The following is a 17,670-nucleotide window of genomic DNA, read 5'->3' as shown; positions in this document are numbered from 1 at the left end:
GTACGGTCGTGGGGTGTACCGCTTCCTGATGTCCCGGCAGTGGGTGATCCTCGCGTTGATCACCCTTCTCCTGATCCCCACGATGATCAGGCTGGGCATCTGGCAGATGCACCGCTACGAGATGCGCAGCGCCCGGAACCAGTTGGTCACGAACGCGCTGCACGCCGAGCCGGTCCCCGTGGAGCAGATCAGCACCCCCGGGCACGCGGTCACCCGTACCGAGAAGTACCGCACCGTCACCGCGACGGGCACCTTCGAGACCTCCAAGGAAGTCGTCGTCCGGCGCCGCACCAATGACGACGACGAGGTCGGCTTCCATGTCCTCACCCCGTTCGTGTTGACGGACGGCAAGGTGGTGTTGATCAACCGTGGATGGATCCCGGCGAACGGTGCGCAGACCGCCTTCCCGCAGATCCCCGCGCCGCCGAGCGGCAGGACCACGATCACCGGGCGTCTGATGGCCGACGAGACGACCGCGGCGAGCGGCATCAAGGACATCAAGGGCCTGCCCGACCGGCAGATCATGTTGATCAACAGTGAAGAGCAGGCGAAGCGGCTGCACGCCCAGGTGCTCGGCGGCTATGTCGAGCAGACGGCGCCCGAGGCGAAGGGCGGCACCCCGGAGCAGATCTCCGACCCGGGCAAGGAAGACGCCCCGCTGAACTACGCGTACATGATCCAGTGGTGGCTGTTCGCCGCGGCCGTACCGGTCGGCTATGTCGTCCTGGCCCGCCGCGAGGCCCGCGACCGCCGGGAGGCGGCGGCGAAGGAAGCGGAGACGGCGGAGGCCGAGCCCGCGCCGGTGTGAGCCGTCCCGCGCTTCACCCGCCCGGCCCCGAACCTTGATTGCCCCGCCGGTAGGGAGGGAACCCGCACCCCGTGCACCCACGTATCGAGGACTACGCCCTCATCGGCGACGAACAGACCGCGGCCCTGGTCGGCATGGACGGCTCGGTCGACTGGCTGTGTGTGCCGCGCTTCGACTCCGCCGCCTGCTTCGCACGACTGCTCGGCGACGAGGAGAACGGCCACTGGCGCATCGCCCCCGAGGGCGCGGACCGCTGCACCCGCCGCGCCTACCGCCCCGGCACCCTGGTCCTGGACACGGAGTGGGAGACCGCCGAGGGCGCGGTACGCGTCACCGACCTGATGCCCCAGCGCCACCGCGCCCCCGATGTCGTACGCATCGTGAAAGGCCTGAGCGGCAAGGTCACCGTCCGCAGCACGCTGCGCCTCCGCTTCGACTACGGCGCGGTCGTGCCGTGGGTGCGCAGGGCGGACGGGCACCGGGTGGCCGTGGCGGGTCCCGACTCGGTGTGGCTGCGCAGCGAGCCCGAGGTGCGCACCTGGGGCGAGGACTTCAGCACCCTCTCGGAGTTCACCGTCGAGGCCGGTGAGAAGGTCGCCTTCGTCCTCACCTGGCACCCCTCGCACGAGCCGCGTCCGGCGCTCGTGGACCCGTACAAGTCGCTGCGGACCAGCGTCGCGGACTGGGAGCACTGGGCGGCCCGCTGCCGCTACGAGGGCCCCCACAGGGACGCGGTCGTACGTTCCCTGATCACCCTCAAGGCCCTCACCTACCGCCCGACCGGCGGGATCGTGGCCGCGGCCACCACCTCGCTGCCCGAGGAGATGGGCGGCGTACGCAATTGGGACTACCGCTACTGCTGGTTGCGCGACTCCAGCCTCACCCTGGGCGCCCTCGTCGCCGCGGGCTACCACAAGGAGGCCGAGGCCTGGCGCGACTGGCTGCTGCGCGCGGTCGCGGGCGATCCGGCGGACCTGCAGATCATGTACGGCGTGGCGGGCGAGCGGCGGCTGCCCGAGTTCGAGCTGCCGCACCTCTCCGGCTTCGGCGCCTCGGCGCCCGTGCGGATCGGCAACGGCGCCGTCAACCAGCTGCAACTCGACGTCTACGGGGAGGTGATGGACTCCCTGTGGCTGGGCCGGCGCGCGGGTCTGTCGCCCAAGCCGCACATGTGGTCGTTGCAGGGCGTCCTCCTGGAGTGGCTGCGCGCGCAGTGGCAGCAGCCCGACGAAGGCCTGTGGGAGGTGCGCGGCGGGCGCCGCCACTTCGTGCACTCCAAGGTCATGGTGTGGGTGGCGGCCGACCGGGCCGTACGCACTCTGGAGGAGTACGCCGACCTCCCCGGGGACCTGTCGGGCTGGCGCGAGCTGCGGGACGCGGTGCACAGGGACGTGTGCGAGAAGGGCTTCGACCCGGTACGCAACACGTTCACGCAGTACTACGGCTCGCAGGAACTGGACGCGGCCCTGCTGCTGATCCCCCGCTTCGGTTTCCTGCCGCCCGACGATCCCCGGGTCGTCGGCACGGTCGACGCGGTCCAGGCGGCGCTCGGCCACGACGGCTTCGTACGCCGCTACGACACCGCCGCCGACGTCCCCGTGGACGGACTGCCGGGCGACGAGGGCACCTTCCTGGCGTGCTCGTTCTGGCTCGTGGACGCGCTGCACATGACGGGCCGTACGAAGGAGGCCCGGGTGCTGTTCGAGCGTCTGGTGGGGCTCGCGAACGACGTGGGGCTGCTCGCGGAGGAGTACGACCCGGTGGCCGGCCGTCAGCTGGGCAACTTCCCGCAGGCGTTCAGCCACATCGGCCTGGTGAACACCGCCCTCACCCTGTTCGGGGACAAGAAGGCAGGATAGGGGCCATGGATCTTGGACTGAAGGACCGGGTGTACGTCGTCACCGGGGCCACCCGTGGACTGGGCAACGCCGCCGCGCGCGAGCTGGTGGCCGACGGCTCGAAGGTCGTCGTCACCGGGCGGGACGAGCAGCGGGCCGTCGACGCGGCGGCCGAACTGGGCCCGAACGCGGTGGGCGTGGCCGTCGACAACGCCGACGCGGACGCGCCGGCCCGGCTGATCGCCGCCGCGCGCGAGCACTTCGGGGGCTTCGACGGCATCCTCGTGAGCGTCGGCGGGCCGCCGCCCGGGTTCGTCGCGGACACCACCGACGAGCAGTGGCAGGCCTCGTTCGAGTCGGTGTTCCTGGGCGCGGTACGGCTCGCCCGCGCGGCGGCCGGGGAGCTGGAGGCGGGCGGGGTCATCGGCTTCGTGCTGTCCGGTTCGGTGCACGAGCCGATCCCCGGGCTGACGATCTCGAACGCGTTGCGGCCCGGCCTGGCCGGTTTCGCCAAGTCCCTGGCGGACGAGCTGGGGCCGCGCGGTATCCGTGTCGTCGGACTGCTGCCCGCCCGCATCGACACGGACCGCGTGCGCGAGCTGGACGGCCTGTCCGCGGACCCGGAGGCCACCCGCGCGGCCAACGAGTCGCGGATTCCGCTGCGGCGGTACGGGACGCCGGACGAGTTCGGGCGCGTGGCGGCGTTCCTGCTGTCGCCGGCGGCGTCCTATCTGACGGGGATCATGGTGCCGGTCGACGGCGGTATGCGGCACGGTTTCTGACGCACCGTCAACTGACCCGCTCCGCGCGGTGCTTGACGCCCGTCAGCTGTACCTCCGTCGGGAGCGCGTCCAGGCCCGCCGAGTCGCGGGCGTGGGCCAGGGCGTTGGCCGTCAGGTGGTCGAGGGCGACTCCGGGGTCCACGTGGGGTTCCAGGCTGAGCCGGATGCGGGCCTCGGGTGCTGTGCGGGTGCCGGCGAGCCGCACGTGCGCGTGGGCCACGCCGTCCAGGTCGCCCGCGTCGGTGGCGAGGACGCCTTCCAGGGCCCGGCCCCGCAGCAGCGCGCCCTCGCCGTCGCCGGTGCGGACGGTGACCTCGGTGAGCCGGCGCCGCCGCAGCACCGCGACGAGCCACCACAGGGCCAGCAGGACGAGGACGGCGAGCACGGCGAGGACCGTGGGCCACCACCAGCCGTCGTGCCGCCAGCGGGTCCGCCGGGCGTCGCTCAGCAGGACGTCGTGACGGCCGTCGTAGATCCACCAGGACGGCGGCTTCACGCCCAGCCCGACCGCCAGCACGGAGCCGCCGAGCACGACCAGCACGAGACCCACGACACCGATCACCACACGGTTGACGATCCTCAGCACCGCGCTCACCCCTTCCGTCCGGAACGGCCGACGCGCAGCGACAGCGCGAGCGGCCCGGCCAACCCGAGACCGGTGATCGCGTCGCTGAGCACGGCGTCCAAGTCGGCCCGTACGTCGTCGAGTTCACGGAAATGGGACACCGCGCGGACATCGGCTTTCGTCCGGCTCGTGCGCACCCGCACCGACTGCACGCCCGAGACCTCCATGGCCCGGTCGCGCAGCACCATCGCGGCGGCGGAGCGTTGCAGGCCCGCCCGGACGTCGGCGTGGGTGCGGCGCATCGGCAGCACCTGGCGCAGGCCGGGCGTGAGTGCGAGCACGATCAGCCAGAGGCCGAGGGCGGCGGCGATGCCTGCGCCGACGAGGACCCAGGTGTCGTCCAGGGGCCGTTCGGCGAGTTGCCGGACCAGTTCGCGCCGCCAGTGGGCGGCGGGCCGCTTCGCACGCACGGCGGTGATGTCGTAGAGCAGGGCGCCCGCGCCGGCGAGCAGCAGGACGGCGACGACGGCCGCGGGGACGCGGCGTGCCGACCAGAAGCGGCCGTCCTTGCCACCGCCGTCGACTATGGGCGCGGGCCCGCGGTCCGCCGCCGGGTCGTACCCGCCGGGTCCGGGGTCGGTCTCCTTCTCGATGACCGGTAGTCGTTGGGTCGTGCCTTCGGAGCCTTGGGGCTCGCTCATCGCGTCCTCCCCTGTGCCGCGCGGTGTGCCTGTGCCGGATGCAGCCGTTCCACCTGGACGGCGACCTCGGGCACCTCCATGCCCACCAACGCGCGTACCCGCTGAACCACCTGTCGACGCACCCGAAGACAGCGGTCGCCGATGTCGCAGGGATAGTCGAGTTCGAGGTGCACGCGCACGCGTACCGTCTCGTGGTGCACGACGACGGTGGCATGCGGCGGTGCGGCGTCGGGGTGCAGCGGTCCGAGCGCCTCGCGCGCGGCCTGCGCGGCGATCTTCGCCACGACCCGGTCGGCGATCCGGGTGGCGCCCCGCTCGCCGGGCGGGACGGCCGCAGGGGGTCTGCCGCGTTCGTCGACCGCGCCGCCGGCGCCGCTCACGGACGTCACCGCCGCCGGTCGTCGCGCGAGCGGAAGAAGTCGCCGAGTTCCAGGTCCCCTTCGAGGAACCGGCCGACGACGAACCCGATGGCGCCCAGGGCGGCCACCAGCAGGAACGCGCCGAACCCGCCGAAGTATCCGGCGAAGCCCAGCGCCATTCCGGCGATCATGCCGACCACGGCCCTGCTCATCCTGCGCTCCTCAGCTCGTTCGTCGGCCCGCTGCTCGTGGGTTCATCCGTCGGCCCGGTCACTGGAGCCGGGGCTCCGGTTCGTCGTCCTCCTCGTCGGGCAGCTTCACATCGCTGACCGCGATGTTCACCTCGACGACTTCGAGTCCGGTCATCCGCTCCACGGCCGCGATGACGTTCTCCCGTACGGCCCGGGCCACGTCCGCGATCGACACCCCGTAGTCGACGACGATCTCCAGGTCGAGGGCGGTCTGCACCTCGCCGACCTCGGCCTTCACGCCCCGGGACACCGACTTCGAACCGCCGGGCACCCGGTCGCGCACGGCCCCGAAGGTGCGGGACAGCCCGCTCCCCATGGCATGCACGCCCAGGACGTCCCGGGCGGCCAGCCCGGCGATCTTCTCCACGACCCCGTCGGCGATGGTCGTGCGCCCTCTGGACGCCGGGTCGCCGCCGCCGCGTTTGGTGGGGGTCTTACGGGTCTGCAGCGGCTCCCTCTCGCCGTCGGGGTCCTGCGTCCGGTTCCGTTCCGTCATGTCGGTCATCGCCGTACGTCCCTTTCGGTCGTCGTCCTTCGACCACGGTAAGTGCGGTTCCATTCTCTCGCGCCGGGGATGCGGCAGGCTGGAGGAATGACGGCGGACTCATGGACGCGAGCGGTACGGCAGCAGTTGGGGCTCGGCAGGCTGCTGCCCCTGGGCGACCGGCGTGACGGCGCGTGGATCGCGGAGCGGGCGGCCGAGGCCGTACTGCGGGGCGTGGCGCAGCACGTACGGGGCGCGCGGCTGGGCGCGCTGCGCATCGCGCTCGCCGATCCGGAGGACGTGCACGAGCCCGCCGTACCGCCACCGCCGGGGGCACTGCCGCCCGGTCCGCTGCGGATCACGGCCGACTTCGCGGCCGGGGCGACCGAGCCCCTTCCGGCGACCGCGTCCCGGTTGCGCGCGGCGCTGGCGACGGCCGCGGCGGAGCGGCTCGGGCTGGTGGTGACGGAGGTTGATCTACAAGTGACAGCCTTGCTGGACCATATGGACGACGTTGACGGAGCGGACGATGTGGATCACGCCGCCGCCGACGTTGACCACATTGACGACCTTGACCAGATGGTCAATGTTGACGACGGCGGCGAGTCCCTGATCATCGCGGCCGCGCTCACTGTCCCGGGCGTGACCCGGCTGACCGGTGCGCTGGGCGGGCTGGGACGGGCGGTGCACATCGAGGAGCGGCAGGACGAAGGTGCGCTGCCGCGCCTGCACGCGCGCGTAGAGGTCGCCGTACGCGCGGACCACCGGGCACTGGAGGTGGCCCGGGAGGTCCGCGCGAGGGTCGGCGAGGTGCTGCCCGGTCACCCGACCGTGGCGGTGCTCGTCACGAGGATCGGCTGAACCACGGTCGGCTGACGTCTATTCGCCGACGCCGGCGAGGTCCCGCAGCCGTCGGGCCTGGGCGGCGCGCTCGGCGGCGCGCTGGTCGTCGTACGTACGCCCCTGGACGCCCTGGAGCAGCGCCTTGGTCTCGATGAGGGCGTCGCGCGGCGCCGCCAGCAGGGCTGTCGCGAGCTCGCGTACGGTGTCCCCGACCTGGTCGGCGGGCACGGCGATGTTCGCCAGGCCGGTGCTCACCGCTTCCTCGGCCGCGACGAAGCGCCCGGTCGCGCAGATCTCCAGCGCGCGGGCGTAGCCGACGAGCCCCACGAGCGGGTGGGTGCCGGTCAGGTCGGGCACCAGTCCGAGGCTGGTCTCGCGCATGGCGAACTGCACATCGTCGGCGACGACGCGCAGGTCACAGGCGAGGGCGAGCTGGAAGCCGGCCCCGATGGCATGCCCCTGTACGGCGGCGATGGACACGATGTCGCTGCGTCGCCACCAGGTGAAGCCCGCCTGGTACCCGGCGATGGCCTCGTCCAGCACGGCGTCACTGTTGTGCGCGAGGTCGATGAACGACGGTTCGCCGTCGAAGCCCTCGGGCGTGAACGCCTGCCGGTCGAGTCCGGCCGAGAAGGACTTGCCCTCGGCACGCAGCACCACGACACGGACGGAGCCCGGCAGCAACCGCCCGGCCTCCGCCAACGCCCGCCACAGAGCAGGACTTTGGGCATTGCGCTTGGCCGGGTTGGTCAGCGTCACCGTGGCGATCGCATCGTCGACGGTGAGCCGTACGCCGTCCTTGTCGAGTACGGGACCGAGGTCCTTGTCGTCCTGTTCGGGCGAAGCCATGGGGCGCCTCCGATGTGTGCGGTCAACAGAGCAGAGCTAAGTGACTGCACAGTAACCACCCGGCCGGTCAGTCGTCCGACCGGGTGGCCACCATCGAAGCCGTTGAGCCGCTCGGGGTCAGGCCGAAGCCTTCTTGCCCCGGGTCGCCCCGCCACGCCCACGGAGCGTGACGCCCGACTCACTGAGCATCCGGTGTACGAAGCCATACGAGCGGCCGGTCTCCTCGGCCAGCGCTCGGATGCTCGCACCGGAGTCGTACTTCTTCTTCAGGTCTGCCGCGAGCTTGTCGCGCGCGGCGCCGGTTACCCGGCTGCCCTTCTTCAGAGTCTCGGCCACCCGTGCCTCCTCATGGGAAGTGCGCTCTTGGTCTCCTCATGATCACCCCTCCAAGCGTTCATGGCCACCCATTCGGCAAGGTCCGTAGGACAAGGTTTTGACGACAGGAGCGCGTCCCCACAAGTGGAATGTGGAATTCCTGACGGCCGCGTCCGCACGGCCGAACGATTCGCTGCGCGAAATACCTGGTCAGAGACGCGGAACGGCCGAGCCCTTGTCGATAAAGGACTCGGCCGGGAAATTGATGTAGGACACACCTCGGTACGAGGAGATCTCACACAGATGATGGATCACCGGTAGGCCGAATGATCCATACGCCGTTGATCAAGCATTCGATCAAGCCGGTTCGATCAGGCCAGGGCGACGAGATCCGCGTAGTCCGCGCCCCACAGGTCCTCGACGCCGTCCGGCAGCAGGATGATCCGCTCCGGCTGCAGCGCCTCCACCGCGCCCTCGTCGTGGGTGACGAGAACGACGGCGCCCTTGTAGGTGCGCAGCGCCCCGAGGATCTCCGCACGGCTGGCCAGGTCGAGGTTGTTCGTCGGCTCGTCCAGGAGGAGGACGTTCGCCGAGGACACGACCAGGGTGGCGAGCGCGAGGCGGGTCTTCTCGCCGCCGGAGAGGACCCCGGCGGGCTTGTCGACGTCGTCGCCCGAGAACAGGAAGGAGCCGAGCGTCTTGCGGACCTCGACCAGGTCCAGGTCGGGAGCGGCGGAGCGCATGTTCTCCAGGACCGTGCGCTCCGGGTCGAGGGTCTCGTGCTCCTGCGCGTAGTAGCCGAGCTTGAGGCCGTGGCCCGGGATGACCTCGCCGGTGTCCGGTTCCTCGACACCGCCGAGGAGCTTCAGGAGGGTCGTCTTGCCGGCGCCGTTCAGGCCGAGGATGACGACACGCGAGCCCTTGTCGATGGCCAGGTCGACGTCGGTGAAGATCTCCAGGGAGCCGTACGACTTCGACAGGCCCTCCGCCATGAGCGGGGTCTTGCCGCAGGGCGAGGGCTCCGGGAAGCGCAGCTTGGCGACCTTGTCGGAGACCCGCACCGCCTCCAGCCCGGCGAGCAGCCGGTCGGCGCGCTTGGCCATGTTCTGCGCGGCGACCGTCTTGGTGGCCTTGGCGCGCATCTTGTCGGCCTGCGAGTGCAGGGCGGCGGCCTTCTTCTCGGCGTTCTGCCGCTCGCGCTTGCGGCGCTTCTCGTCGGCCTCGCGCTGCTGCTGGTAGAGCTTCCAGCCCATGTTGTAGACGTCGATCTGGGCGCGGTTGGCGTCCAGATAGAACACCTTGTTCACGACGGTCTCCACGAGGTCGGCGTCGTGGGAGATCACGATGAAGCCGCCGCGGTACGTCTTCAGGTAGTCGCGCAGCCAGACGATCGAGTCGGCGTCGAGGTGGTTCGTCGGCTCGTCGAGCAGGAGCGTGTCCGCGTCCGAGAACAGGATGCGGGCCAGCTCGATACGGCGGCGCTGACCGCCGGAGAGCGTGTGCAGGGGCTGGCCGAGCACGCGGTCGGGCAGGTTCAGCGCGGCGGCGATGGTGGCGGCCTCGGCCTCGGCGGAGTAGCCGCCCTTGGTGAGGAACTCGGTCTCCTGGCGCTCGTACTGGCGCATGGCCTTGTCGCGGGTGGCGCCGCTGCCGTTGGCGATGCGCTGTTCGTTCTCCCGCATCTTGCGGATCAGGGTGTCCAGGCCGCGCGCGGAGAGGATGCGGTCGCTGGCGAGCACGTCGAGGTCGCCGGTGCGGGGGTCCTGCGGGAGGTAGCCGACCTCGCCGGAGCGGGTGACGGTGCCGCCGGCGGGCTGGCCCTCGCCGGCCAGGACCTTGGTCAGGGTGGTCTTGCCGGCGCCGTTGCGGCCGACCAGACCGATGCGGTCGCCCTTGGCGATGCGGAAGGTCGCGGACTCGATGAGGACGCGGGCACCGGCGCGCAGCTCGATACCGGAGGCGGAGATCACGGTCAGACTCCAGAGCGGGGTCGTAGGCGGAAGGGGCGGCTGAGGACGTTCCCGCCGTCTAATGCGCGAGGAGAATGGCCATGGGCCAAGTCTAACGGGGCAATGCAAGCGTTTTTCCGGTGCGCGGGTGTGTTCGGCGCCACCAGGGGCGTCCCCCGTTCGGCCCCGCGCGGGCGGCGGGCGAGGATGGGCGCCAGGGGGCCACACGCGCGGAGAGCGGGGCCCATGCAGTTCGACGACGATGCCGATCTGGACACCTCCGAGGTGCAGGACGTGCGCGGCAGCCGGATTCCCGGCGGGCGCGCGACCGTGGGCGGGGGCCTCGCGGGGCTGATCGCACTACTCCTGGGGCTCTTCTTCGGCGTCGGCACCGACAACCTGGGGTTGTCGTCGGGCAGCGACTCACCGGTGGCGACCGCGTCCTCACTGGCCCAGGTGCAGTCGAGCACACCCGGTCCCCCACGGTCTTCTTCAGCGGGCAGGTCGCCACCGCCGCGTCCAGGCCGTCCCGGATGTCGGCCTCCGTGAGGCTGGTGATCAGCGGCCGCCCGGTCGGCTCGTCCTTCGTGGTCGTGGCGTGATGCGCCCACACGCCCGCGTAGCAGTCCGCCTGCAACTCCACTTTCACCGCGTTGCTGTTCGCACCGGTCCGCCCGTCCTGCGACCGGCCAAGGGTGCCCATCAGGTCCTGCACATGGTGCCCGTAATCGTGGGCCACGACATACGCCTGCGCGAACGGGCCGCCACTGGAGCCGAACTTCGTCCGAAGCTCGTCGAAGAACCCCAGGTCCAGATAGACCTTGCGGTCGCCGGGACAGTAGAACGGCCCCACCGCCGAGGTCGCCGTCCCGGGCGACGACCGGATCCAGGAGCGATTCCAGGGCCGGGTCACACCGGAGACCTGGACGCACGGGTCGGCGGCGCAGCGGCAGCAGTGGTTCTACCAGGGCTACCGGACCGGGGACATGGCGCAGTGCGACACCTTCCGCTGACGGCCCCGTGGTGCCGGTTCGCGGGGCGTTGTCAGTGGCGGGTGCAAGACTCGTCGAAAGCGATCGAAGCGGCGGAAAGACAGCGAAAGCGCACGGCACCAGACAACACCCGACGCACAAGGGAGTGATCGGCATGACAGCCAAGGACAGCGGGCGTCCCAGCATCTACCCGTCCCTGCTGTACACGGACGCGAAGGCGGCGATCCGGCAGCTCACGGAGGCCTTCGGCTTCACCGGACTCGCGGTGTACGAGGGCGAGGACGGCTCGGTGATGCACGCCGAGCTGGTGCAGGGCAACGGCGCGGTGATGCTCGGCTCCAAGGGCCGGGGCGGGCGTTTCGACGAGGCGATGAAGAGCGCGGGACCCGCCGGGGTGTACCTCGTCGTGGACGACGTCGACGCCCACCACCGACGGGCCGTGGAGCACGGCGCGGAGATCCTGATGCCCCCGACGGACCAGGAGTACGGATCACGGGACTACATGGCCCGGGACATCGAGGGCAACATCTGGAGCTTCGGTACCTACGCCCCGGAGATACCCGGGGCGACAGGTGCCTGACCCGGCCTAACTGCCCCCTGTGTGCACCTGGAAGGCAGCCCGGCGCACGGCCTTGGCGAGCGCCGGGTCGGGGTGGGCCGCGGCGAGCGCGACCAGGACCTGCACGGTGCGCGGGTGCCCTACGGCGCGCACCTCGTCGAGGAGCATGGGGACGGTCGGCTGGATCGCGGACTCCAGGTGGCGCACGAGGAGCGGGGCCTCCCCGTGATCGGCGACCGCGGCTGCGGTGTCGACCCACATCCAGGTGGCCTCCTCGCGGGTGAGGACCTCGTGGGCGTCCTCCGGGTCGATCCCGTCGTGCTCCGCGAGCCACAGCAGGGCGTACGGCCGCAGCGTCGCCTCGCCCACCGCCGCGCGGACGTCGGGCTCGGCGGGGGCGCCGACGACGCGGAGCGCCTCGAAGGCGAGGCCGCGCAGCAGGGCGTCCTCGCCGCGGGCGGCGTCGATCAGCTGGCCGACCGCGCTGCCCACGGTGCGGGCGGCGAGCCAGGCGCGGTACTCGGCGCGGGCGGCGTTCGGGCGGAGCTGGGAGCAGCCGCGGAGCATGTCCTCAGCGGACTGCTCGATGTTCCCGGCGGGGCTCTGCGCGGCCACGCAGATCTGCTCCAGCTTGACCCAGACCGCCCAGCTGCCGAGCGGGGTGAGGGTGGCCTGGGCGTCGCCGTAGGTGAGGGCACCTACGGAGGCGAGGGCGTGCAGGGCCCAGTCGAGGAGGGCGTCGAGAGGGGTCTCGCCGTCGGCCGGGGGCTGCTGGACCGGTTCGGGCTGCGGGCCGTAGGGGATCTCGCAGCGCTCGGTGCGCAGTTCGGTGACGCGTTGGCCGAGGAGGTCGAGGAGCTGGGCGACGGGGACGGGCCCGGCGGACAGCTGGAGGAAGGAGAGCACCTGCGGCATGGCCGAGACGACCTCGGCGACGGCGGAGGGCTCGTACTCCCGGGGTTCCGGGTGGGCGAGCGACCAGGCGTCGAAGAGGGCGACCCAGCCGCGCAGTACGGCGCTGTCGTCGCGGTCCCAGGCGCGCAGCCGCCAGCCGGGGCGGGCGCTGTCGCCGTGCACCTCGACGAGGCCGGCGAGGCGGGCGGTGTCCCAGTCGGCACGGACCTGAGCCGCGGTCAGGCCCAGATCCTCGGCCGCGAGTTCGGCGGTCGCTTCGGAGAGGGTGCCTTTGCCGTCGGGGCTCGCGCCGTCACGGCCGGGGCGTAGTGCGGCGTCGGCCCAGTGGGCGACGCGGGCCGCGCCGGCCAGGCCGGAGCGTGCCATTCTGGCCAGTTCCGCGGGGGCCGGTGTGCCCTCCGGAGGACGGGGTGCGGGGCGGCGCGAGCGCCGCTGGTTCATCGCTCGGGGGGCGGCGGCCAGGGGTCGCGGGCGGACGAGTCGAAGCCTGGAGTCGCGCGGGATACGGGACGTCACGGGTGCAGTCTTCCGGTTGACGGTCCGAAAACCCAAACGGAATGTCACGGCGGGCGACGGGGAGGGCCAAGGCAGGGGGTCCCGCTGGCTGCTGGGGACCGGGTTCAGGCCAGTGGTACAGGGCTAAACGGAAGGTCGGAGGGGGCGGGCCGGTGAGTGGGCCGGGGTCACATCAGCGGAGTCAGGAAGCGGCGCAGGATCTCCTCGTAGGCGGCCGGGTCGGCGTTCCACATGGCGCTGTGCGGTGCCCGGGCGACCGGCTGGAGGGTGATCAGGTCGGGGCGCCGGGCGGCGAAGCGGCGGGAGAGGGACCAGGGGGCGACGGTGTCGTCGGGGCCGTGGAAGATCAGGGTCGGCACCTTGAGCCGGGCGGGATCGGCGGCCTCGGCGATGCGGTCGCCGTGCAGACCGGTGCGGCCCTGGGCGGCGCGGACCGCGAGCGGCAGCAGCGCGCCCGGGGTGTGCCGGGCGGTGGCGAGGGCGCGCAGCGTCGTCTCCCAGTCGAGCACCGGCGAGTCCAGCACCAGGCCGGAGACGCGGTCGCGCATCCCGGAGTGGGCGGCGGCGCGCAGCGCCATGGTGGCGCCGGTGGACCAGCCGTACAGGACGACGTGCTCGGCGCCGTAGCGCACGGCGTAGCGGATCGCGGCATCCAGGTCGCGCCACTCGGTCTCGCCGAGGTGGCCCAGGCCGTCGGGGTTGCGGGGCGCGCCGAGGTCGCCGCGGTAGGCGGGGGCGAGTACCGGGAAGCGGTTGCGGTGCAGGAACTCCATGACGTTCAGGGCGAGTTCGCGGGTGGCGGCCAGGCCGTGCACCGCGATCACCCAGGTGCTGCGCGCGCCGGGTACGAACCAGGCGGGCAGGGAGCCGAGTTCGCCGGGGATGTCGATGTCGGCGTGGTCGAGGCCGAGGGCGGCGCTCGGGTTGCCGATGTGGAGGTTCGGGGTGAGCCACACCTTGTCGCGGGGGTGCAGGGTGCCGTGGGTGACGCGTTCGAGGCGGCGTACGACGGTGTGGGCGATGGGGGTCCCCCCGGTCGGGCGAAGCCGAGACCGGGGGAGGGGCGCTGTGTCGATCACGGGGCCGACGACCGCGTGGGAGCCGTCACCGGCGAGGCCGTAGGTGCCGGGGCGCAGGGAGGCCAGGTCCCGGGTGAGGGTGATCTGTCCGGCGGCGGTGGCGTGCACCGTGAGCCGTGGTTCGGTCGGCAGGGGGCGGCCGGGCGGTGCCTTCAGCGCGGCGTCGCTGGCGTACCGGCCGGCGGCGACGCCCACCGCACCGGCCGCGAGGGCCACGGAGACGGCCGCGGCCGTCGCTTTGACTGTGTGCACGGGACCAGTGTCCCGGGGGACCCGGTCACCGGCCAGCCGAAGAGGGATCGGATGGGCTCGGGGTGGTGGGTGGGGCGGTTTCGGTGGTGTGGAGCGAGGGCGATCGGCGAGAGGGGCGACCGATGGGAGAGCGCAGCCGGGCCGGGGACACGGCTGTGTCCCCGGAGGCACTCCCCCGGGGACACAGCCGCAGCGTCAGCTCTCGCCTCAGTTGTCGCTGCCGGTGCCGTCCAGGTCGCTGTCGGGGATCCAGGAGCCGTGGATGCCGCCGGTGACCCGGTGCGGGAGGTGGACGGTCGCGATCCGGTCGAGACCGGAGGCGTCCAGGACGAGGAGCTGGGAGGCGTTCTGCTTGAGGTCGGAGACGACGGTGAGCAGGTAGCCGTCGTCCTCGCGGGTGGCGCCCGCGGCGGGGACGAACACGGCCTCGCTGGGCAGCCGGGCGTCGCCTGCCTGGTGGATGCTGCGGGCGCCGGTCGCGCGGTCGTACTTGACGATGCCGTAGCCGCCGTAGCCCTCCTGGTCGGGGAAGGAGACCGCGTACTGGTAGCGGTGCTCGGCGCCGAGGAACTCCTCGTTGAGGGTGGGGAATTCGACGGCGAGGTCGTCGATGATCTGCTCGTCGACGCTGCCGGCGGTCAGGTCGACGACCCAACGGCGGGTGTAGGAGCGGGTGTTGGGCTCGGTGCCGCGGCCGGGGGCGCCGACCCACCAGTTCCAGGAGAGCTGGAAACCCTCCCGGTCCACGGCCGGGCCCTCAAGGACGATGCGGCCCTGGGCGTCCTCGTAGGCGTTTGCGGCGTGCAGCATGTTGCCCGGCTCTATGGAGAACCAGCGGATCTTCGCCGCGCCCTGCGGGCCGCGCGGCATGACGCCGATCCGCGCCGGCTGCGCGTCGTTCCAGCTGTACGGGATGCCGGAGTGCTCGCCGGGGTCGAAGGTGACGGTGCCCTCGACGAAGACCACGTGGTGGCGGGTGATGGCGAAGTCGTGCTTGAGGGAGGCGGTGGCGCCCGGGATCTCGGCACTGTGCGTGATGTGCCCCTTGGCGTCGGCGACGTAGTACATCAGGTACGGCGGGAACGGCGAGGAGCCGAAGAAGTGCAGTTCGCCGGTGACCGGGTCGGTCTTGGGGTGCGCGGTCATCGCGCTGCGCAGCTTGCCGCCGAAGTCGTGCGCGCCGACCGTGTCGAGGTCCCGGGTGAGTTCGAAGGGGAAGTTGGCCTCGCACAGCGCCAGCAGGCGTCCGGCGTGCTCGATGACATGGGTGCCGGCGGGGCTGGCCGTCAGGTCCGGGCCGTGCTCGGTCATGTAGGGGGCGCCGTCCAGGGCGGGGGTGCGCACCCAGCGGTTGCGGTACCACTCGGCGCGGCCCGCCCGCAGCCGGATGCCGTGGACCATGCCGCTGCCCTTGAACCAGTGGGTGGGGGTGACGCCGGGCTTGGGGTTGTGGCTGTTGCGGATCAGCCGGCCGGTCAACTCCGGCGGCAGGGAGCCCTCGACGGTCAGGTCGGTGGCGGTGATCTCGTCGACGGTCGGGGTGTAGTGGCCGGTCAGATAGGGCTTGTTGTCGGTGGTGTTCATGGCTGGAACCTCTCTTTTCGGACGTGCGATGACGGCTGGACTTGGATGACGGCGTGTCAGTTGTCCTGCTCCGCACGGGACTTGAGGGCGGCGAGCCAGGCGGTCAGGGAGTCGCGCAGGGCCTGGCCGAGCTCGGCGACCGCGGCGTCGACGGGGGCGCCGCTCCAGGACTCCTCGGTGTGGACGGTGACCTGGTCGCCGGAGTGCTCGAAGGTCCACACATGGACGCCGTCGATGCCGTTCGCGGGGCCGGCCCACACGATCCGCTCGCCGGATATCAGTTCGCGGACGGTGGAGGTGATGTCCAGGCCGTGGGTCTTCCAGGTGAAGGAAGTACCGGGCAGCAGGGGGCCGTTGAGGGTGGCCCGGTCGACGTCCGCGTTCCAGCTCGCCCAGGAGTCGATGTCGGTGTGCAGGTCCCAGACCCGCTCCAGCGGGGCGTCGATCGTGGTGGACAGGCGGACGACGACGGGGGCTGTCTCGTCGATGGTGAACATGTCGTTTCTTCCTCTCGATGCATCGGGTGGATCAGGTGGATGAGGTGGATCAGGTGGACTGACGGTGGTTCAGCGGGTGCGGGCGGTGGACGGGGCGGCGTCGGCGCCCGACCGGGTCTCCCCGTCCGCCGTGCGGCCACGTCGGGTCAGGAGGGCGGCGAGGACAGCGGTCGCGGCCAGGACGGCGGAGGAGACACCGAAGGCGGTGCGGTAGCCGACGGTGAGCGCTTCCACCTGCGACTGATGAACGGCCGCGTGGGCGGTGGTGGTACCCGCGAGGGTGGCCAGGACGGCGAGGCCGATGGCGCCGCCGACCTGCCGCGAGGTGTTCACCAGACCGCCGGCCAGCCCGGAGTCCCGCCGGGCGACGCCCTCCACGGACAGGGCGGTGAGCTGGACGAAGGCGATGCTCAGGCCCAGTCCGACGAGGATGCTGGGGCCGAGGACGTCGGTGAGGTAGCCGCCGTGGGCACTGATCCCGGACAGCCACAGCAGTCCGGCCGCCTCGGTCAGCAGCGCGCCGGTCACGGTCGCCACGGCACCGATCCGGCGGGAGATCCGCGAGGCGAGCGTGGAGCCGAGCATGTTGGCCGCGGCGAGCGGGAGTTGACCCAGGCCGGTGACCAGGGGGCTGGAGCCGAGGACTTGCTGCTGATAGAGCGGCAGGAAGAAGAAGAGGGCGATCCACACCGAGCCGAGCAGCGCCATCAGCGCGTTGCCGACGGTGACTCGGCCGGCGCGGAACAGGCGCGGCGGCAGCAGTGGATTCGGATGGCGCCGCTCTACGAGGACGAACGCGGCCCCCAGTACGGCGGTGACGGCGAAGGCTCCCAGGACGGTGGTGTCCGTCCAGCCCGAGCGGCGGGAGGTGGTCAGGCCCCACACGAGGGCGGTCAGCGCGAGGGTCACGGTGACGGTGCCGAGCAGGTCGAACCGGCCGCGCTCGGAGACCGGGGGCCGTGGCACGCTGACGGCGACGCCGGTCAGGATCAGGCACGAGCCGACGGCGACCGCGTAGAAGATCCACTGCCAGCCCCATGCCTGGGTGAGGACCCCGCCGAGCAGGACTCCGGCCGCGCCGCCCGCACCGGACACCGCGCCCCACACGCCAAGTGCCCTGCCCCGCCCGGGTCCTGGTGGGAACAGGTCCATCACCAGGGCCAGCGCGGCCGGGGCGATCGCCGCCGCGCCCAGACCCTGTACCGCGCGGGCCGCGATCAGGACCGGGGACGAGGTGGCCAGCCCGGCGGCCAGCGAGGCGGCCCCGAACACGGCGAGTCCGGCGAGCAGCACACGGCGTCGGCCGAGGAGGTCGGCCGTTCTTCCGCCGGTCAGCAGCAGCGCGCCGAAGGCCAGCCCGTAGGCGTTGACCACCCAGGTCGTACCGCTGTCCGACAGCCCGACACCGGCGCGGATCTGGGGCAGGGCCACGTTCACGATCGAGGTGGCGAGCATGACGGTGAACTGCGCTCCCGCCAGGGCCGCGAGCGCCGCGCGGGGGCTGCGAATGCTTTCCGTGATCCTCACGGCAT

Annotated in this window: 18 protein-coding genes and 3 pseudogenes; 7 read left to right on the top strand and 14 right to left on the bottom strand. The window is 71.9% G+C overall.

The features are described 5' to 3' along the window. Nucleotides 1–13 precede the first annotated feature (13 nt). The 3 genes from OH768_RS40215 to OH768_RS40205 all read left to right on the top strand — a co-directional run bounded on the left by OH768_RS40215 (nucleotide 14) and on the right by OH768_RS40205 (nucleotide 3,428). Nucleotides 14–808, top strand: coding sequence for an SURF1 family protein (locus OH768_RS40215; RefSeq protein WP_406461252.1), 795 nt, complete (start codon nucleotides 14–16; stop codon nucleotides 806–808). A 71-nt stretch (nucleotides 809–879) separates the two neighbouring features. Next, entirely contained in the window at nucleotides 880–2,667 is a 1,788-nt protein-coding gene (locus tag OH768_RS40210; RefSeq protein WP_406461250.1) for a glycoside hydrolase family 15 protein, read from the top strand. A gap of 5 nt (nucleotides 2,668–2,672) precedes the next feature. Beyond that, entirely contained in the window at nucleotides 2,673–3,428 is a 756-nt protein-coding gene (locus tag OH768_RS40205; protein WP_406461248.1) for an SDR family oxidoreductase, read from the top strand. 7 nt (nucleotides 3,429–3,435) lie between these two features. Here OH768_RS40205 and amaP read toward each other — a convergent pair whose 3' ends face one another. Genes amaP through OH768_RS40180 form a run of 5 tightly spaced genes read right to left on the bottom strand, consistent with a single transcriptional unit; the run spans nucleotide 3,436 to nucleotide 5,809 of the window. Beyond that, complete coding sequence (amaP, locus tag OH768_RS40200) at nucleotides 3,436–4,014, bottom strand: alkaline shock response membrane anchor protein AmaP (protein ID WP_406461247.1); 579 nt, start codon at nucleotides 4,012–4,014, stop codon at nucleotides 3,436–3,438. A 5-nt stretch (nucleotides 4,015–4,019) separates the two neighbouring features. Beyond that, complete coding sequence (locus tag OH768_RS40195; RefSeq protein WP_406461245.1) at nucleotides 4,020–4,694, bottom strand: DUF6286 domain-containing protein; 675 nt, start codon at nucleotides 4,692–4,694, stop codon at nucleotides 4,020–4,022. Continuing rightward, the gene (locus OH768_RS40190) at nucleotides 4,691–5,083 is read right to left on the bottom strand and encodes a hypothetical protein (protein WP_406461243.1); all 393 of its coding nucleotides are present in this window, start codon (nucleotides 5,081–5,083) and stop codon (nucleotides 4,691–4,693) included. Before OH768_RS40190 ends, OH768_RS40195 begins: the two co-directional genes overlap by 4 nt. Beyond that, complete coding sequence (locus OH768_RS40185; protein ID WP_019060657.1) at nucleotides 5,080–5,265, bottom strand: hypothetical protein; 186 nt, start codon at nucleotides 5,263–5,265, stop codon at nucleotides 5,080–5,082. The genes OH768_RS40190 and OH768_RS40185 overlap by 4 nt, the downstream gene beginning before the upstream one ends. A gap of 58 nt (nucleotides 5,266–5,323) precedes the next feature. Next, nucleotides 5,324–5,809 carry an Asp23/Gls24 family envelope stress response protein gene (locus tag OH768_RS40180; RefSeq protein ID WP_019067435.1) on the bottom strand — a complete coding sequence of 162 codons (486 nt, stop codon included), beginning with the start codon at nucleotides 5,807–5,809 and terminating at the stop codon, nucleotides 5,324–5,326. A gap of 87 nt (nucleotides 5,810–5,896) precedes the next feature. On the opposite strand from OH768_RS40180, the gene OH768_RS40175 reads away from it, so the two are divergent. Next, the gene (locus tag OH768_RS40175) at nucleotides 5,897–6,649 is read left to right on the top strand and encodes a nucleopolyhedrovirus P10 family protein (RefSeq protein ID WP_406461241.1); all 753 of its coding nucleotides are present in this window, start codon (nucleotides 5,897–5,899) and stop codon (nucleotides 6,647–6,649) included. Nucleotides 6,650–6,667: 18 nt separating this feature from the next. Here the strand turns inward: OH768_RS40175 and OH768_RS40170 are convergent, their stop codons facing one another. The 3 genes from OH768_RS40170 to OH768_RS40160 all read right to left on the bottom strand — a co-directional run bounded on the left by OH768_RS40170 (nucleotide 6,668) and on the right by OH768_RS40160 (nucleotide 9,765). Continuing rightward, the gene (locus OH768_RS40170; protein WP_406461239.1) at nucleotides 6,668–7,480 is read right to left on the bottom strand and encodes an enoyl-CoA hydratase/isomerase family protein; all 813 of its coding nucleotides are present in this window, start codon (nucleotides 7,478–7,480) and stop codon (nucleotides 6,668–6,670) included. A 117-nt stretch (nucleotides 7,481–7,597) separates the two neighbouring features. Continuing rightward, nucleotides 7,598–7,816 (bottom strand): helix-turn-helix domain-containing protein, encoded by a 219-nt coding sequence (locus tag OH768_RS40165; protein ID WP_019060653.1) that lies wholly within the window; start codon nucleotides 7,814–7,816, stop codon nucleotides 7,598–7,600. 350 nt (nucleotides 7,817–8,166) lie between these two features. After that, entirely contained in the window at nucleotides 8,167–9,765 is a 1,599-nt protein-coding gene (locus OH768_RS40160; protein WP_019067438.1) for an ABC-F family ATP-binding cassette domain-containing protein, read from the bottom strand. A gap of 225 nt (nucleotides 9,766–9,990) precedes the next feature. On the opposite strand from OH768_RS40160, the pseudogene OH768_RS40155 reads away from it, so the two are divergent. Further along, nucleotides 9,991–10,212: pseudogene (locus tag OH768_RS40155) on the top strand (hypothetical protein); the annotation flags it as partial. A gap of 37 nt (nucleotides 10,213–10,249) precedes the next feature. Here the strand turns inward: OH768_RS40155 and OH768_RS40150 are convergent. Continuing rightward, nucleotides 10,250–10,615: pseudogene (locus tag OH768_RS40150) on the bottom strand (neutral zinc metallopeptidase); the annotation flags it as partial. Here OH768_RS40150 and OH768_RS40145 point away from each other — a divergent pair. Together OH768_RS40145 and OH768_RS40140 are read left to right on the top strand one after the other, a co-directional pair. Continuing rightward, nucleotides 10,608–10,757, top strand: a pseudogene (locus OH768_RS40145) (neutral zinc metallopeptidase); the annotation flags it as partial. The pseudogenes OH768_RS40150 and OH768_RS40145 overlap by 8 nt on opposite strands. A 133-nt stretch (nucleotides 10,758–10,890) precedes the next feature. Further along, nucleotides 10,891–11,316 carry a VOC family protein gene (locus OH768_RS40140; protein ID WP_406461236.1) on the top strand — a complete coding sequence of 142 codons (426 nt, stop codon included), beginning with the start codon at nucleotides 10,891–10,893 and terminating at the stop codon, nucleotides 11,314–11,316. A gap of 6 nt (nucleotides 11,317–11,322) precedes the next feature. On the opposite strand, the gene OH768_RS40135 is transcribed toward OH768_RS40140, so the two are convergent. The 5 genes from OH768_RS40135 to OH768_RS40115 all read right to left on the bottom strand — a co-directional run bounded on the left by OH768_RS40135 (nucleotide 11,323) and on the right by OH768_RS40115 (nucleotide 17,665). Next, entirely contained in the window at nucleotides 11,323–12,726 is a 1,404-nt protein-coding gene (locus OH768_RS40135) for a hypothetical protein (protein ID WP_406461234.1), read from the bottom strand. A gap of 167 nt (nucleotides 12,727–12,893) precedes the next feature. After that, nucleotides 12,894–14,057, bottom strand: coding sequence for an alpha/beta hydrolase family protein (locus OH768_RS40130; protein ID WP_406461232.1), 1,164 nt, complete (start codon nucleotides 14,055–14,057; stop codon nucleotides 12,894–12,896). Nucleotides 14,058–14,264: 207 nt separating this feature from the next. Continuing rightward, complete coding sequence (locus OH768_RS40125) at nucleotides 14,265–15,641, bottom strand: carotenoid oxygenase family protein (RefSeq protein ID WP_406461231.1); 1,377 nt, start codon at nucleotides 15,639–15,641, stop codon at nucleotides 14,265–14,267. A 56-nt stretch (nucleotides 15,642–15,697) separates the two neighbouring features. Continuing rightward, the gene (locus OH768_RS40120) at nucleotides 15,698–16,138 is read right to left on the bottom strand and encodes an SRPBCC family protein (protein WP_406461229.1); all 441 of its coding nucleotides are present in this window, start codon (nucleotides 16,136–16,138) and stop codon (nucleotides 15,698–15,700) included. A 69-nt stretch (nucleotides 16,139–16,207) separates the two neighbouring features. Continuing rightward, nucleotides 16,208–17,665, bottom strand: coding sequence for an MFS transporter (locus tag OH768_RS40115; protein ID WP_406461228.1), 1,458 nt, complete (start codon nucleotides 17,663–17,665; stop codon nucleotides 16,208–16,210). Nucleotides 17,666–17,670: the final 5 nt, after the last annotated feature.

Source organism: Streptomyces sp. NBC_01622, assembly GCF_045209635.1.
Lineage (GTDB): Bacteria > Actinomycetota > Actinomycetes > Streptomycetales > Streptomycetaceae > Streptomyces.
Note: the sequence above shows the minus strand (reverse complement) of the source record. Positions and strands in the feature narration are given on the sequence as shown.

Excerpts from the sequence above, each read along its gene's own strand:
- OH768_RS40205 (WP_406461248.1), top strand. The coding sequence starts at position 2,673 with ATGGATCTTGGACTGAAGGACCGGGTGTACGTCGTCACCGGGGCCACC.
- OH768_RS40195 (WP_406461245.1), bottom strand. The coding sequence starts at position 4,694 with ATGAGCGAGCCCCAAGGCTCCGAAGGCACGACCCAACGACTACCGGTC.
- OH768_RS40185 (WP_019060657.1), bottom strand. The coding sequence starts at position 5,265 with ATGAGCAGGGCCGTGGTCGGCATGATCGCCGGAATGGCGCTGGGCTTC.
- OH768_RS40180 (WP_019067435.1), bottom strand. The coding sequence starts at position 5,809 with ATGACCGACATGACGGAACGGAACCGGACGCAGGACCCCGACGGCGAG.
- OH768_RS40175 (WP_406461241.1), top strand. The coding sequence starts at position 5,897 with ATGACGGCGGACTCATGGACGCGAGCGGTACGGCAGCAGTTGGGGCTC.
- OH768_RS40170 (WP_406461239.1), bottom strand. The coding sequence starts at position 7,480 with ATGGCTTCGCCCGAACAGGACGACAAGGACCTCGGTCCCGTACTCGAC.
- OH768_RS40140 (WP_406461236.1), top strand. The coding sequence starts at position 10,891 with ATGACAGCCAAGGACAGCGGGCGTCCCAGCATCTACCCGTCCCTGCTG.
- OH768_RS40125 (WP_406461231.1), bottom strand. The coding sequence starts at position 15,641 with ATGAACACCACCGACAACAAGCCCTATCTGACCGGCCACTACACCCCG.
- OH768_RS40120 (WP_406461229.1), bottom strand. The coding sequence starts at position 16,138 with ATGTTCACCATCGACGAGACAGCCCCCGTCGTCGTCCGCCTGTCCACC.